Origin of the sequence: Kitasatospora sp. NPDC101447 (assembly GCF_044767225.1) — a bacterium.
Taxonomy (GTDB): Bacteria; Actinomycetota; Actinomycetes; order Streptomycetales; family Streptomycetaceae; genus Kitasatospora.
Genome location: NZ_JBIWNL010000001.1, coordinates 193,378 through 207,205 on the forward strand (window position 1 = coordinate 193,378; position 13,828 = coordinate 207,205).

General features: G+C 75.9%; 12 protein-coding genes. 6 read left to right on the forward strand and 6 right to left on the reverse strand.

The features are described from left to right. Positions 1-22: 22 nt before the first annotated feature. The 6 genes from ACIRST_RS00935 to ACIRST_RS00960 are packed head-to-tail and all read right to left on the reverse strand — an operon-like array spanning position 23 to position 6,152. The gene (locus ACIRST_RS00935) at positions 23-1,048 is read right to left on the reverse strand and encodes an LLM class F420-dependent oxidoreductase (RefSeq protein ID WP_350524666.1); all 1,026 of its coding nucleotides are present in this window, start codon (positions 1,046-1,048) and stop codon (positions 23-25) included. Positions 1,049-1,086: 38 nt separating this feature from the next. Then, entirely contained in the window at positions 1,087-2,715 is a 1,629-nt protein-coding gene (locus ACIRST_RS00940; protein ID WP_402798834.1) for an ABC transporter substrate-binding protein, read from the reverse strand. 12 nt (positions 2,716-2,727) lie between these two features. Then, positions 2,728-3,549, reverse strand: a complete 822-nt coding sequence (locus ACIRST_RS00945; protein ID WP_350524664.1) for an ABC transporter ATP-binding protein — start codon at positions 3,547-3,549, stop codon at positions 2,728-2,730. Continuing rightward, positions 3,546-4,328 carry an ABC transporter ATP-binding protein gene (locus ACIRST_RS00950; protein WP_402798837.1) on the reverse strand — a complete coding sequence of 261 codons (783 nt, stop codon included), beginning with the start codon at positions 4,326-4,328 and terminating at the stop codon, positions 3,546-3,548. The genes ACIRST_RS00945 and ACIRST_RS00950 overlap by 4 nt, the downstream gene beginning before the upstream one ends. Next, positions 4,325-5,206 (reverse strand): ABC transporter permease, encoded by an 882-nt coding sequence (locus ACIRST_RS00955; RefSeq protein ID WP_402798838.1) that lies wholly within the window; start codon positions 5,204-5,206, stop codon positions 4,325-4,327. The genes ACIRST_RS00950 and ACIRST_RS00955 overlap by 4 nt, the downstream gene beginning before the upstream one ends. Before the next feature lies 1 nt (position 5,207). Further along, positions 5,208-6,152, reverse strand: a complete 945-nt coding sequence (locus tag ACIRST_RS00960) for an ABC transporter permease (RefSeq protein ID WP_350524661.1) — start codon at positions 6,150-6,152, stop codon at positions 5,208-5,210. 640 nt (positions 6,153-6,792) lie between these two features. Between ACIRST_RS00960 and ACIRST_RS00965 the strand changes: the two genes are divergently transcribed. The 6 genes from ACIRST_RS00965 to ACIRST_RS00990 all read left to right on the forward strand — a co-directional run bounded on the left by ACIRST_RS00965 (position 6,793) and on the right by ACIRST_RS00990 (position 13,759). Next, positions 6,793-7,782, forward strand: a complete 990-nt coding sequence (locus ACIRST_RS00965) for a LuxR C-terminal-related transcriptional regulator (RefSeq protein ID WP_402798841.1) — start codon at positions 6,793-6,795, stop codon at positions 7,780-7,782. Positions 7,783-8,154: 372 nt separating this feature from the next. Further along, positions 8,155-9,048: a hypothetical protein gene (locus ACIRST_RS00970; protein ID WP_402798843.1), complete on the forward strand. Its 894-nt coding sequence runs from the start codon at positions 8,155-8,157 to the stop codon at positions 9,046-9,048. A gap of 1 nt (position 9,049) precedes the next feature. After that, on the forward strand, positions 9,050-10,885 hold the full coding sequence (gene asnB / locus ACIRST_RS00975) for an asparagine synthase (glutamine-hydrolyzing) (protein WP_402798844.1): 1,836 nt from the start codon (positions 9,050-9,052) through the stop codon (positions 10,883-10,885). Beyond that, complete coding sequence (locus tag ACIRST_RS00980; RefSeq protein ID WP_402798846.1) at positions 10,882-11,424, forward strand: flavin reductase family protein; 543 nt, start codon at positions 10,882-10,884, stop codon at positions 11,422-11,424. The genes asnB and ACIRST_RS00980 overlap by 4 nt, the downstream gene beginning before the upstream one ends. Further along, positions 11,421-12,920, forward strand: coding sequence for a 4-hydroxyphenylacetate 3-hydroxylase N-terminal domain-containing protein (locus tag ACIRST_RS00985; protein WP_350524656.1), 1,500 nt, complete (start codon positions 11,421-11,423; stop codon positions 12,918-12,920). Before ACIRST_RS00980 ends, ACIRST_RS00985 begins: the two co-directional genes overlap by 4 nt. Beyond that, positions 12,917-13,759 carry a class I SAM-dependent methyltransferase gene (locus tag ACIRST_RS00990; RefSeq protein ID WP_402798849.1) on the forward strand — a complete coding sequence of 281 codons (843 nt, stop codon included), beginning with the start codon at positions 12,917-12,919 and terminating at the stop codon, positions 13,757-13,759. The genes ACIRST_RS00985 and ACIRST_RS00990 overlap by 4 nt, the downstream gene beginning before the upstream one ends. Positions 13,760-13,828: the final 69 nt, after the last annotated feature.

Sequence of the window (13,828 nt, forward strand, 5' to 3'; positions counted from 1 at the left end):
GGGGCGGGTCAGCGGTCAGCGGTCAGCGGGCGGCCGGGCCGAGCCGGGCCAGGGTGTCCAGCAGCTTGGCCCGGCTGACGAACACCTCGGGCGGCAGCGAGACGTACAGCTGGATGGTGGTGACGCCCGGGCGGTGGTAGGCCAGGATGCGCTCGCGGCACTCCTCCGGGGAGCCGCTGACGAAGAGCCCGTCGACGACCTCGTCCGGCAGGGCCTTCTGGGCGCCCTCAGGGTCCCCCGAGGCCCAGAGGCGGTGCGTCTCGGCGAGCAACTCGCCGTGGCCCAGCCACTCGTGGAACTTCCGGTACGGCTCGCGGTTGAGGATCCAGGCCAGGAACGGCCGGGTGGCGCGGTGGGCGTAGTCGGTGTCCTCGGTGGGGCAGACGAAGACCTTGACCACGAGTTCCTTGCCGGGCGGCTGCGGGCCGACGGTGTCCAGGATCTTCGGCACGTCGTGCGGGAACAGCAGGTTGGTGATGGCGCCGTCCCCCTCGGTGAAGCCGAGCCTGAGCATGTTCGGCCGCAGCGCGCCCAGGATCACCTTGACCGGTTCGGCCGGCGGGTGCGGCAGCCGGTAGCCGGTGATGTCGAAGGTGTCGAACCCGCCGGTGACGTACTCGCCGCGCAGTGCCCGGGTGACGAAGCGCAGCACGTCCCGGGTGCGCTTGAACGGCTCGTCGAAGGGGATGCCGTTGATGTCGGTGACGTGCGCGGGGACGGACGCTCCGATGCCCAACAGGACCCGGCCGGGCGCCAGTTGGGCGAGCGTCGCGGCGGTCTGGGCGAGCACCGCCGGGCCGCGGGTGTGCACCGGGACGATGCCGGTGGCGATCCGCAGCGAGGGGGACCACGCCGCGGTGGCGGCCAGCGGGGTGAAGGCGTCGGTGCCGCCGCCCTCGGCGCTCCACACGTCGGTGTAGCCGAGGTCGGGCAGGCGCTCGACCAGGAAGCGGTGCCGGTCGATGGTCAGGCCCGGCAGGGGCAGGGTGATGCCCCACTTGGGCGGCTCGGTCTCGGTGTGGTGGTGCGGCGGGTGCGGGCTGGTCATCGGGCGGGTTTCCGTTCTGTGGGACTCGGGGGCGGGGCTCAGCCGACCCAGACGGTGGTCAGGTCGAGGAACCAGGACTGCGGTTGGACGAGTCCGTGGACCTTCGGCGAAAGGGCCCGCGGATTGCGGTCGTTGACCACGAACAGCCAGGGCGCGTCCTGGGTGACGAGCGCGAGGGCCTTGCGGTACCCGGCCTGCCGGGCGGCCTGGTCGGCGTCGGCGGCGGAGGCGCTGAGCAGCTGGTCGACCTGCGGGTTCGCGTAGTGGCCGGTCCAGAACGGGCTCGTGGAGCCGATGAACAGCGGCAGCAGCGCCTCGGACTGGAACAGCGTGGTGGACTGGGCGACGGCATCGGAACCGAGCGCCACCTGGCCCTTGGCCTCGGCGCCGATCAGGGTGGTCCAGTCGGTGGTGCGCAGGTCGACCTTGATGCCGACGGCGGCGAGGTCCCGCTGGAGGGCCTCGGCGATCGGCACCGGCAGCAGGTTGCCGCTGCCGCCGGTGGGCACGGTGACGGAGGTGGTGAACCCGTTCGGGACGCCGGCCTCGGCCAGCAACTGCCGGGCCCTGGCCGGGTCGTGGGAGTAGGCGTCGCCGGCCGGGTCGTAGGCGGCGGTGGCGCGCGGCGCGGCCTGGTAGGCGGGGTCGGCGGTGCCGTGCAGCAGCTTCTCGGCGATGGCCCGGCGGTCGATGGCGTAGTTGGCGGCCCGGCGCACCCGCGGGTCGTTCCAGGGGGCCTTGGAGGTGTCCAGGATCCAGTACCACAGGTGGTCGTAGCTGTTGGTGGCGATGGTGACGCCGTCGGCCTTCAGGCTGTCGATGTCGTCCGGATTCGGGTACTCGATCCAGTTCGCGCCGCCGGAGCGCAGGGCCGCGGTGCGGGCGGCGGCGTCCGGCAGGGCCTTGATCACGAGCCGGTCGAGCCTGGGGGCGCCGCGCCAGTAGTCCTTGTTGGCGGCGAGCTCGATCTGCTGGCCCTCGGTCTGCGAGACGAAGGAGAACGGGCCGGTGCCGACCGGGTGCCGGGCGAAGTCCGCCGAGCCGGTCCTGCGGACGGCGGTGGGGCTGGCGATCAGGACGTGCGCGAGGTCCTCCGGGAAGTGGCCGTTGGGCTCCTTGGTGACCAGTTCCACGTGGTCGGCGTCGGTCTTGCGGTAGGAGGCGATGTCGCCCGCGTACTCCGCGGCGGCGGCGCCGAGGGCGTCGGTGTACTCGGGGCTGCCCTTGTCGAGGTAGCGCGCCAGGTTGAAGACCACGGCGTCGGCGTCGAAGGGGGTGCCGTCCTGGAACTTCACGCCCTTGCGGAGGGTGAAGGTCCAGGTCCTGCGGTCGGCCGCGACCTGCCAGTCGGTGGCGAGGGCGCCGGTGACCGCCGGCGGCTTGTCGGTGTCCTTCAGCAGCTCGTAGCGGGTGAGGCCCTCGTACAGCTGGAAGGAGACCAGCCGCTTGCCCTCGAAGCCCGCGCCGCCGATCACGGTGTCGGTGTTTGGCAGCTTGCCGGTGGCGCCGATGACCAGGGTCCCGCCGCGGCCGGTGCCGCCGCCCGCCCCGGTGGAGCCGTCGCCGGAGCCGCCGCCGGGCCCGGCGCAGCCGGCCGCCGCGGCGAGCAGGACGGCGGCGGCCGGCAGGGCGACGGCTCTGGAGCGGGTACGGGCGGTGCGCGTCATGGTGGTTCCTCGTCAGATGTGGTCGGTGGTCCGGTGGTTCGTCGTGCGGGGGAGCCCGGGTGCGGGCGGGGCGGCGCCGGTGGCGGCGTCCAGCAGGGCCCGGGTGTACGGGTGCGCGGGGGAGTCCCAGAGCCGGTCGGCGGGGCCCTCCTCGACCACCCGGCCGTGCCGCAGCACCAGCACCCGGTGGGCGAGGCGGCGCACGACGGCGAGGTCGTGGGAGATGAACAGGTAGGCCAGGCCGGTGCGTTCGCGCAGCTCGGTGAGCAGGTCGAGCAGGCGGGCCTGCGCGGCGCGGTCCAGGGCGGAGGTCGGCTCGTCGCAGACCAGCAGGTCGGGCCCGGTCGCCAGGGCGCGGGCGACGGCCACCCGCTGCAGCTGCCCGCCGGACAGCTCGCGCGGGTAGCGGGCGGCGAGCGCGGGCTCCAGGCCGACCTGCGCGAACAGCCGGGCGACGGCCGCGGCACGCTCGGCGCGCGGCGTGCCGTGAAGCCGCAGCGCGAAGCCGACCGCCTCCCCGGCCCGCAGCGCCGGGTTGAGCGAGCCGCGCGGGTGCTGCGGGACGAACTGCAGCCGCCCCCGCAGCGCGCGGTCGGCCCGGCCGCGCAGCCGGTACGGGTCGCGGCCGGCGAAGCGGACGGTGCCGGAGTCCGGGGCGAGCAGGCCGAGCGCGAGGCGGGCCAGCGTGGACTTCCCGGAACCGGACTCGCCGACCAGGCCGACGGTCTCGCCGGGGGCGACGGCGAGGCTGACGCCCTGCAGGGCCGTCCGGTCGCCGTAGCGCTTGCCGACGCCGTCCAGGGCGAGCAGGGGAGCCGAGGCGTCGTGGTTCACCGGCGGGCTCCCGGTTCGGCGGCCACCAGGGCGGCGGTGAAGGCGTGGTCGGGCCGGTGGAGCACCCGCTCGGCCGGGCCGACCTCGACGACCCGGCCGGCCCGCATCACGGCCACCGTGCCGCCGATCCGCCGGGCCACCGCCAGGTCGTGGGTGACCAGCAGCAGGGCGATGCCGCAGTCGGCGCGCAGGGCCCCGAAGAGGTCCAGGATCCGGCCGCGGACCAGGGCGTCCAGCGCCGTGGTCGGCTCGTCGGCGATCAGCAGCTCCGGGCCGCAGCAGATCGCGAGGGCGATCGCGGCGCGCTGGCGCAGGCCGCCGGACAGCTCGTGCGGGTACGCCCGGGCGACCCGCTCCGGATCCGGGACGCCGGCGGTGGCGAGCAGCCCGGGGACGGCGGCGCGGGCGGCCCGTCGACCGGTGGCGCTCCCGTGCCGGCGCAGCACCTCGGCGATCTGCGGGCCGATCCGGCGCAGCGGGTCGAGCGAGGCGCCCGGGTCCTGCGGCACGTAGCCGATCCGCCGGCCGCGGACGTCGCACAGGGCGCGCTCGTCGAGGGCCCGCAGGTCCGTCCCGGCGAGGCGGACGGCCCCGGTGACGGCGGCGCCGCGCCCGGGCAGCCCGAGCACCGTACGGGCGACGGTGGTCTTGCCGCTGCCGGACTCGCCGAGCAGCACCAGGGCGCCGCCGGCCGGCACGGCGAGGGAGACCCCGTCGACGGCCCGGACGCCTCCCGGGTACCCGACGGACAGGCCGTCGACCTCCAGCAGCGCGCTCACCGGACCACCTGCTCCGCGGCTCGTCGCGTCGCCGCCGGGACGGCCCGCGGCAGGCGGGCGGCGCCGTCGCCGACGCGGGTGCGCAGCGCCTCGCCGAGGGTGTTGAACACCACCGAGACGGCGAGGATGACGAGGGCCGGCAGCACCGCCACCCACGGGTGGGTGAGCAGCGCGGGCCGCAGCTCGTCCAGCATCGCGCCCCACTCGGCGGTCGGCGGTGCGACGCCGAGCCCGAGGAAGGACAGCCCGGCGGCGTACACGACGGCCAGCCCCACCAGCGAGGAGGCGTACACCAGCACCACCGGCGCCACCACGGGGGCGACCTGGCGCAGCACCAGCGCGCCCCGGCCCGCGCCGCTGACCCGGGCGGCCTCCAGGTACTCGGAGGTGCGGATCCGCCGGGCCTCGGTGAAGGCGACCCGGGCGACCGCGGGGGTGAGCACCACGGACAGCGCGAGCACGGTCGCGCCCAGGCCGGGGGTGAGCAGCGAGGCGACGGCGATCGCCAGCAGCACACCGGGGAAGGCGTAGAGCACGTCCAGCGCGCGCAGCAGCGCCTGCTCGGTGAGGCGGCCCCCGAGCCCGGCCGTGATGCCGAGCAGCGTGCCGGCGACGGTCGCGACGGTGACCGGCACGAGCCCGCCGGTGAGCGAGGCGCGCCCGGCCCAGATCAGCCGGCTCAGCAGGTCGCGGCCCTGCCCGTCGGTACCGAGCGGGTGGCCGGGGCTGCCGGGGTCGAGCAGCCGGTCCGCGAGCCGTCCGGCGGCCGGGTCGTACGGCGCGACCAGCGGGGCGGCGAGGGCGAGCAGGACGATCAGCACGGCGAGGGTGCCGGGCACGGCCAGGCCGAGGTTGCGTCTGAGCCACGGAGTCGACACGTCAGATCCTCACCCGGGGGTCGATCGCCGCGTGCGCCGCGTCCACCAGGACGTTGACGCCGACGAACGCGACCGCCACCACCAGCACCCCGCCTTGCACCAGCGGCAGGTCGCGGGCGGTGAGCGCGTCGTACAGCAGCCGGCCGATGCCGGGCCAGGCGAACAGGGTCTCCACGAAGACCACCCCCTCCAGCAGGTAGGCGAGTTGCAGGCCCCCGATGGTCAGCAGCGCGGGCGAGGCGTTGTGCACGCAGTGCCGCAGCACGGCGGCGGGGCGCAGGCCGCGGGCGCGCAGCGAGTCGGCCAGCTCACCGGCCAGGACGGTGCCGAGCGCTGCCCGGAACACCCGCGCGGTCAGCCCGAGCGGTACGAGCGCGGCGGCGACCGCCGGCAGGACCAGGTGCCGGGCGAGGTCGGCCGGGCCGCCGGAGCCGAACACGTCGTGGGTGCCGCCGGCCGGCAGCCAGCGCAGCCCGACCGCGAAGACGGCGATCAGCAGCAGCGCCACCGAGTACTGCGGGGCGGACACCGCGAGGGTGGACAGCGCGCCGGAGATCCGGCCGCCGGGGCCGCGCGGGCGCAGCGCACCGAGGGCGCCGAGCGCCACCCCGCCGACCAGGACCAGCAGGAACGCGGCCGCGGTCAGGACGAGCGTCTGGCCGAGCGCGGGGAGCAGGAGGTCGACGACCGGGCGTTGCCCCGAGACGGAGGTGCCGAGGTCGCCGGTGAGCGCGTGGCCGAGCCAGTCGGCGTAGCGGACGGGCAACGGCTGGTCCAGGCCCAGCCGTTCGGCGAGTTCCCGGCGGGCCTCGGGCGGCGCGCCCGGACCGAGGAAGGCGGCGACCGGATCGCCGGGGACGAGCGCGACGGTCGCGAAGACGACGGCGGTGACGCCGAGCAGCGTGGGGACGGCCGGCAGGAGCCGGCGCAGCAGGAACCCGGTCACCCGTCGGCCCTCCGGGACGGGGCGCCGGGCGGGCCGGCGGCGGGCCGGTGGGGTGGCGCGGGCATGGCGGTGCTGGTCCTTCCGGTCGGGGTGTCGGGCCGTCATCACGCCGCCGGGGCAGAGGCGTTCGGCCGTACGGGACGGGGGTCGCCGGCGTCGTCGGGGCGCCGTCGCGACGGCCGCGGCCGCTTGGAGGAGCGTTGCGGACGGACGGCCCGGACAGCCAGTCAGTTCCTGATGCTGTTACCCGTGGTCACAGGATCCGCGGTGGCGGGAGCGCCACTGCCGGGGCTGCCGGGGCCCGGTCCCGTCCTTGACCTGCACAAGGAACCGGACCTAGGGTTCCCGGCATGGCTATCCGGCGGACCGACTTCACCCTGGTGGGGATCGGCGGCTCGTGGCACCGCAGGTCCTTCGACGAGCTCTGTCGACCGCGCGCCGCGCGCTGACCGCCCCGGTCCACATCCGCCGCGGTCGGCGCCCCCTCCTCTCCCGGATCCGCGCCCGACGCCCGTCCGCGTCCCCGACGGATCCCCGCCGCAGCACACCGCGTCCATGGCGGCCGACCGGCCGCCAGCTAGGGGGACCGCATCGCCATGCCACACCACAGACGTCCAGCCTCCGCCCCCGGAGGTGCCCGATGGCAGCAGTGAGCACCTTCGCCGGGCCGACCGCCCCGACCGCCCCGACCGGCCCGCGCGGCCGGCGGCTCCCCGCCCGCCGCGGCGCCTGCGGCGGCACCGGTGCGGGGGACGCCCCCGTCACCAGCCCCGTCGCCAGCCCCGCCCCCGCCCCCGCCCCCGCCACCGTCACCGTCACCGCCCCGGACCGGCCGCAGGCCGAGACCGACAACCCGCTGGACCTGATCGCCGGGCACCAGCTGCTGGCCGAACCGGCGCCGCCCGCCGCGGGCCGGGCTGCGGCCGGCTGCGGCTGCGGCCACCCGATGTGCGTGGACGAGGACCGCGACCGCGCCGCGCTCGCCCGGGTCTTCCTGGTCGAGCGGCACTCCGTCGCCAGCGCCGGACTGCGCAGCGTGCTGGCCACCGCGCCCGGCCTGACGGTGGTCGGCTCCACCGGCGACCCACTGCGCGCGGTGGCGGCCGTGCGCCGGATCGCGCCCGACGTCGTGCTGCTCGGCCGCGGCGCCAGCCTGGAGGAGGACCTGGCGACCGTGGTGGCACTGCGCGGACCGGACGGGGCGCCCGACGCGCGGGTCCTGCTGCTGCGCCGGGCCGAGTCGACCGCCGAGGCGAGCCGGATGCTGCTGGCCGGAGCGGGCGGGTGCTTCCCGCTCGACCTGGCCGGGGAGCGGATCATCGGCGCCGTCCAACTCGCCGCGGCCGGCGGGTCGGTGTTCCTGCCGGCGCCGCCGCCCGCCCGGATCCACGCGGCGGCCCCCGTCCGGCACCTCGGCGAACTGCCGCCGCAGCGCGCCGGGTTGACCGAGCGGGAGCGGGAGGTGCTGGTCAAGTTGGGCCTCGGGCTGAGCAACGCCGAGATCGGGCGCGAACTCGCCCTGGCCGAGGCCACCGTGAAGAAGCACCTCACCCAGGCCATGCGCAAGATCGGGCAGCCCGACCGGCTGCGGGCCGCGCTCTACGCCCACCGCCACGGGCTCGCCGGGTAGTCCCGCCGCCCCCACGGGGACGTCCGGACGCCCGGACACGCAGACACCCGGACACGCAGACACCCGGACACGCAGACACGCAGACACGCAGTCACCGCCCGAGGGCGGGTCCCGCCGGTACGCGGGGCCCGCCCTTCGTCGTGCCCGGGGCCCGTGCTCGGTCGCGCCGGGGCCGGGCGGGTGGCGCGCGGTTCCCGGGAGGGGCGGGAAGGGCTCGCGCAGGGCGACCTTCGGAGCATCCGCACGGCGACGATCGGCGCCCCGACCGGCGCCGTTCGGGGCTACCGGGTCGCGCGGGCCGCTTCGTAGCGTGGCGGGAACGACGACGACACGACGGTCCGAAGGATCGTTCAGCCGAAGGGAGATGGCCCGATGGGGGGTGTGTCCGACGGGACCGGCGCTCCGACCGGCTCCGCTGCCCGGGCGGGCGGCGAAGCCGGCCCGCGTACGGCGGTCCTGGCAGCCGCGAGCCAACGGCACCCCGGCGCGGAGCAGCCGAGGTCCCCGTACCGGGGGATGCCGGACGCCGAGCGGTCCGCGCTCTGGCGGCAGCGGCTGCACGAGGCGGAGGCCGGCCTGACGCGGTACCTGGTGTCACGCGGGGACGAACTGCACCTCACGGACTGGTTCGTCCTGCAGTCCGAGCTCTTCGCCGACCTGCCCGGGCCGGACGCGCCGGCCGTCGAGTGGCAGCGGGTGTTCTTCCGCGACCAGGCGCTGATGGAACGCTTCCTCGTCCTGCGCTACGGCGAGCAGGTGCTCGGCGACTGGGCCCGGTCCAACGCCGAGGTGCACCGGGAGGTCGAGCCCGACCACGGCCGGGGCGCCGCCGACCCGATCCACCGGATCGCCCGGCAGGCCGAACTGTACGGCTCGCACTACGAGTTCGACGACGATGCGCCGCCCGGCCCCGAGCGCGCGGCGCTCACCATCACGCACTGCGCGATCTGGGACTACCGGGAGAAGGCCCGGCGCTCGGGCGTCCGGCTGACCCTCGCCTCGCCCTGCACCTACTGCACCGAGGCGCTGTCCGCGAACATCCGCGCCAAGGGCTACCGGCCGGCGCACCGGCTGACCCACGGCCCGACCGGCCACGGCTGCCGCTGGGAGTCCACGACCGCCGACGAGCCCGCGACCACGACCACGACCGCGACCGCGGCTGCCGTCGAACCCGCGACCACGACCACGACCACGACCTCGACCGAGCCCGGGCCGCCCGCCGGAACGACCCGGCCCACCGCCACCGACGAACCCGGGGAGTCCTGAGATGTGCGGCATCACCGGCTGGATCGACTGGGACACCGACCTGCTCCACCAGGCCCGGACCGTCCGGGAGATGACCGCCACCCTGGCCTGCCGGGGCCCGGACGCGGACGGCCTCTGGCTCTCCCGGCACGCCGCCCTCGGCCACCGCCGGCTGTCGGTGATCGACCCGGACGGCGGCGCCCAGCCGCTCGCCGACCGCCCCGGAGCGGACCCGTCGGCCGTCCTCTCCTACAACGGCGAGCTCTACAACCACCGCGAGCTGCGCACCGAACTGGAGGCCCTCGGGCACGTCTTCCGCACCCGCTCCGACACCGAGGTGGTCCTGCGTGCCCACCTCCAGTGGGGCAGGTCGGCGCCGACCAGGTTCAACGGCATCTACGCCTACGCCCTGTGGGACACCCGGCGCGCGGAGCTGCTGCTGGTCCGCGACCACCTCGGCATCAAGCCGCTGTACTGGCACGCCCACCGCAGCGGCGTGCTGTTCGGCTCCGAGCCGAAGGCGGTGCTCGCCAACCCGCTGTTCCGCGCCGAACTGGACGCCGAGGGCATCGCCGAGCTGTTCGCGCTGCCCGCCGCGCCGAGCGCCGGCCACGGCCTCTTCCACGGCCTGCACGAGGTCCGGCCCGGCCACCTGGTGGTCGTCACCCGTACCGCCACCCGCGAAGTCCGGTACTGGCGGCCGGAGTCCGCCGAGCACCGGGACGACGCCGCGACCACCCGGCGGACCGTCCGGGAGCTGCTCGCCGACGCCGTCGAGCGCCAGCTGATCAGCGACGTGCCGCTGTGCACCCTGCTCTCCGGCGGCGTCGACTCCAGCGCCGTCACCGCGTTGGCCGCCGCCGCCCGCGAACGGGCCGGCCAGGGCAAGATCACCAGCTTCTCCGTCGACTTCCCCGGCAGCGCCGACCGCACCCCCGACGCCTGGCGGACCACCCGCGACGCCCCCTACGTGGAGGCCGCCGCCGAGCACATCGGCACCCTGCACACCACCGTCCTGGTGCCCGACGACGACCTGCTGGACGCCCGCGACGCCGTCCTGCGCGCCCGCGACCGCCCCGGGTGGGGCGAGATGGACGCCTCCCTGCACCTGCTGTTCCGGGAGGTGCGGCGGCGCTCCACCGTCGCGCTCTCCGGCGAGGCCGCGGACGAGATCTTCGGCGGCTACCCCTACTTCCACGACACCGACGCGGTCGCCGCCCCGACCTTCCCGTGGCTGCACGGCAGGGCCACCCCGGCGGACCTGCTGCGCGCGGACGTCCGGGCCGAGGTGCGCCCCGAGGAGTACACCGCCGCCGCCTACCACCGCTCGCTCGGCGAAGTGCCGCGCCTGGACGGCGAGTCGGCCCGCGACGCGCGGATCCGCGAGGTCTTCCACCTGGCGCTCACCCGCTGGCTGCCGCCGCTGCTGGACCGGGTGGACCGGGTGTCGATGTCGGTCGGCCTGGAGGTGCGGGTGCCGTTCTGCGACCACCGGCTGGTGGAGTACCTGTGGAACGTCCCGTGGGCGCTCAAGGCACCGGACGGCCGGGCCAAGGGCCTGCTCCGGGACGCCGTCCGGGACCTCCTCCCGCCGCAGGTCGCCGACCGGCCCAAGAGCGGCTACCCCTCCACCCCCGCCGTCCGCTACACCGAGGTGCTCACGGCCCGCGCGCAGGAACTGCTGGCCGACCCGAACGCGCCGGTCTTCGAGCTGGTGGACCGCGAGCTGGTCCGCCGACTGCTCGCCGAGGGCCGGCCGCTGCCCAGTCCGCGCACCGCGCCCAACCCCGTCGGCGGCCTCGACCACCTGGTCCAGGTCGACGAGTGGCTGCGCGCCTACCGGGTGGGGCTGCGATGAGCGGAGCCCTGACCCGAACCGCCGGGAACGCCACCGAACAGGACTTCCGGGCCGCCTCCCGCGGCTGGACCACCGGGGTCGCCGTCGTCACCACCACCGCCGACGAGGAGGTCTTCGCCAAGACGGTCTCCTCGTTCAGTACCCTCTCCCTCGACCCGCTGCTGGTCACCGTCGCGGTCGGCCGGCACAGCCCGCTGGTGGCCGCCGCCGAGGCCTCCGGACGCTTCGGCCTGTCCGTCCTGACGGCCCACCAGGCCGACGTGGCCCGGCGGTTCGCCACTCCCGGGGCCGGACGCGCGAGCGGCACCTTCACCACCGTACCGATGCGGACGGCCGCCACCGGCGCGCCGCTCGTCGAGTCCGCCCTGGCCTGGTTCGACTGCCGGCTGCACTCGGCCCTCCCCGGCGGCGACCACACCATCCTGATCGGCCGGGTCGCCGCCGCGGACCGCGGCGACGGCGAACCCCTCCTCTACCACGACGGCCAGTACCGCCTCCTGGCCCCGACCCCCCTCACCACCACCGGAGTCCGCGCATGACACTGCTGGAAACCACCACCGGCCGCGGCGCGCCCGCCACCGCCCGGGGCCTGCTCACCGGCGACCGCTACCGCGCCGAACTCGACGACGGACGCGAGCTCTACCTCGACGGCCGGCGGATCTCCGACCCCGCCCGGCACCCGGCCTTCCGACCGGCCGTCGACGAGCTGGCCCGCCTGCTCGACCTCCAGCACGACCCCGACCACCGCGAACTGCTCACCTGGCAGGACCCGGACAGCGGGCTGCGCCTCGCCCGCGCCTACCAGCCGCCGCGCACCCTCGACGACCTCCGGCTCCAGCGCCGCAGCGCCGAGTTCTGGCACGCCGAAGCCCTCGGGCAGCAGGGCCGCTCACCCGCCTTCATGGCCTCCATCGCCGTCGGCGTCCACGACTTCCGGCACCGGCTCGCCGAGGCCGACCCGCGCTTCGGCGCCAACGCCGAAGCCTGGTACCGGTACTGCGCCACCAACGACCTCGTCCTCTCGCACGCCCTCGGCGACCCCCAGATCGACCGCTCCGCCGACCCGCTCGACGACCCGGACCTCGCCCTGCGCGTCATCGAGGAGAACGACCGGGGCATCGTGGTGCGCGGTGCCAAGCAGCTCACCACCCTCGCCCCGCTCGCCCACGAGGTCCTGGTCTACCTCTCCGCCTCCTTCACCGAGGGCCGCGGCGAGCAGTTCGTCAGCTGGTTCGCCCTGCCGCTCAACACCCCCGGGCTGGTCACCCTCGCCCGCGAACCGCTCGGCAGCGCCCCCTGGGGCCACGCCCACCCGCTCGGCGCACGGTACGACGAGCAGGACGCGATGCTCTTCTTCGACGACGTCCTGGTGCCCTGGGACCGCGTCTTCCTGCTGCGCGACGCCGCCCTCGCCCGGCTCGGCCTCGGCCGGATCAACGCCTGGAGCGCCTACATCGGCCACGTCCGCTACCGCGAGCGCCTGCGCACCCTGCTCGCCACCGCCACCCTCGTCGCCGAGTCGATCGGCGTGGACGGCTTCCGCAACATCCAGGAGGACCTCGGCCGCCTCGCCGGCTACGCCGAACTCACCGAGTACTTCCTGGACGCCGCCGAGGCCCGCGGCGGCCTCACCGACGGCGGCCTGTTCGCCCCCGGCGACACCGCCGCCTCCCGGGTCTGGTCGGCCGAGGTGGCCGGCAGCGCCGTCGAGATCGTCCGCCGGATCGGCGCCTCGGGCCTGCTCATCCAGCCCACCGCCGCCGACCTCGCCCACCCCCGGCTGCGCCCGCACCTGGACCGCTACATGCGCGGCCGCGGCATCGACGCCGAACGCAAGGCCCGGCTGTTCCGGATCGCCTGGGAGCTCACCGGCGACGGCTTCGGCCAGCGCCAGGACCTCTACGAGTACGTGCACCGCGGCGACCTCACGCGCAACCGGATCAACATCTTCAAGCGGTACGACCAGAGCGGGGCCCGCGCGCGCCTGCTGGACCTGGTCGACCGGCCCACCGGCACCGAGGAGAACGAGAAGTGAGCACGTCCGCCGTCGAGATCCAGGCCCGCACCCTCGCCGGGTACGCCGACGCCAGCCGGCTGCGCCAGGTCCAGGACCGCGACTGGGTGCTCGACCAGGTCACCGGCGCCCCCGAGACCCTGATCGACCTCGGCAGCGGGATCGGCCAGCTGCTCCAGGCCGCCCTGGAACGCTTCCCCACGCTGCGGCGCGCCGTCGGCCTGGAACGCTCCGAGCACCGCATCGACGAGGCCGCCGCCCGGCTCCGGCCGTACGGCGAGCGGGCCACCCTGTACCGGGCCGACCTCACCGCGCCCGAACCGCTGCCCTTCCGCGCCGACGTGATCACCCAGACCTCGGTGCTGCACTGGCTCCACCCCGACGAGGAACGGATCTTCGCCTGGGCCGCCGCCCACCTCGCCCCCGGCGGCACGTTCCTGCTCACCACCTACCACCCCGCCCGGGACGAGCACGGCCTCGGCGGCGAGGACGAGCTCGTCCGCGACGCCCTGGTCGCCCTCGGCACCCCCGAGGACGAGGTGCCCGGCGCCTTCGCCCGCGGCGGGGTGCTGCCGATCGCGACCCGTACCAGGACCGTCGACGGCCTCACGGCGGTGATCGCCCCGCACCTCGCGGTCGCCGCGCACCGGGAGCGCGACGCCGTCGTCACCGTCGACAGCGCCGCGCAGTACGAGCACTTCCACGCCGCCACCTTCGGCGACTACTACAGCCGGCTGGTGCCGGAGGAGCAGCGCGCCGCGTTCTTCCGCGCCGTCGGCGAGAGCGCGTGGCGCCGGCAGCGGGAGCGCGGACACGTCAGCCACATGGCCGTCCGGCTCTGGACGCTGACCCCCCGTTAGCCCGGATCGTTAACAGCATGTGTAGCCCGCCGCTCACCCCTGGGAGGAGCGGCGGGCTGCGCCTACGCT

What these genes read in the sequence shown, in the direction of transcription:
- ACIRST_RS00935 (WP_350524666.1), bottom strand. Translation starts at nt 1,048, where the DNA reads ATGACCAGCCCGCACCCGCCGCACCACCACACCGAGACCGAGCCGCCC.
- ACIRST_RS00940 (WP_402798834.1), bottom strand. Translation starts at nt 2,715, where the DNA reads ATGACGCGCACCGCCCGTACCCGCTCCAGAGCCGTCGCCCTGCCGGCC.
- ACIRST_RS00965 (WP_402798841.1), top strand. Translation starts at nt 6,793, where the DNA reads ATGGCAGCAGTGAGCACCTTCGCCGGGCCGACCGCCCCGACCGCCCCG.
- ACIRST_RS00970 (WP_402798843.1), top strand. Translation starts at nt 8,155, where the DNA reads ATGGGGGGTGTGTCCGACGGGACCGGCGCTCCGACCGGCTCCGCTGCC.
- asnB (WP_402798844.1), top strand. Translation starts at nt 9,050, where the DNA reads ATGTGCGGCATCACCGGCTGGATCGACTGGGACACCGACCTGCTCCAC.
- ACIRST_RS00980 (WP_402798846.1), top strand. Translation starts at nt 10,882, where the DNA reads ATGAGCGGAGCCCTGACCCGAACCGCCGGGAACGCCACCGAACAGGAC.
- ACIRST_RS00985 (WP_350524656.1), top strand. Translation starts at nt 11,421, where the DNA reads ATGACACTGCTGGAAACCACCACCGGCCGCGGCGCGCCCGCCACCGCC.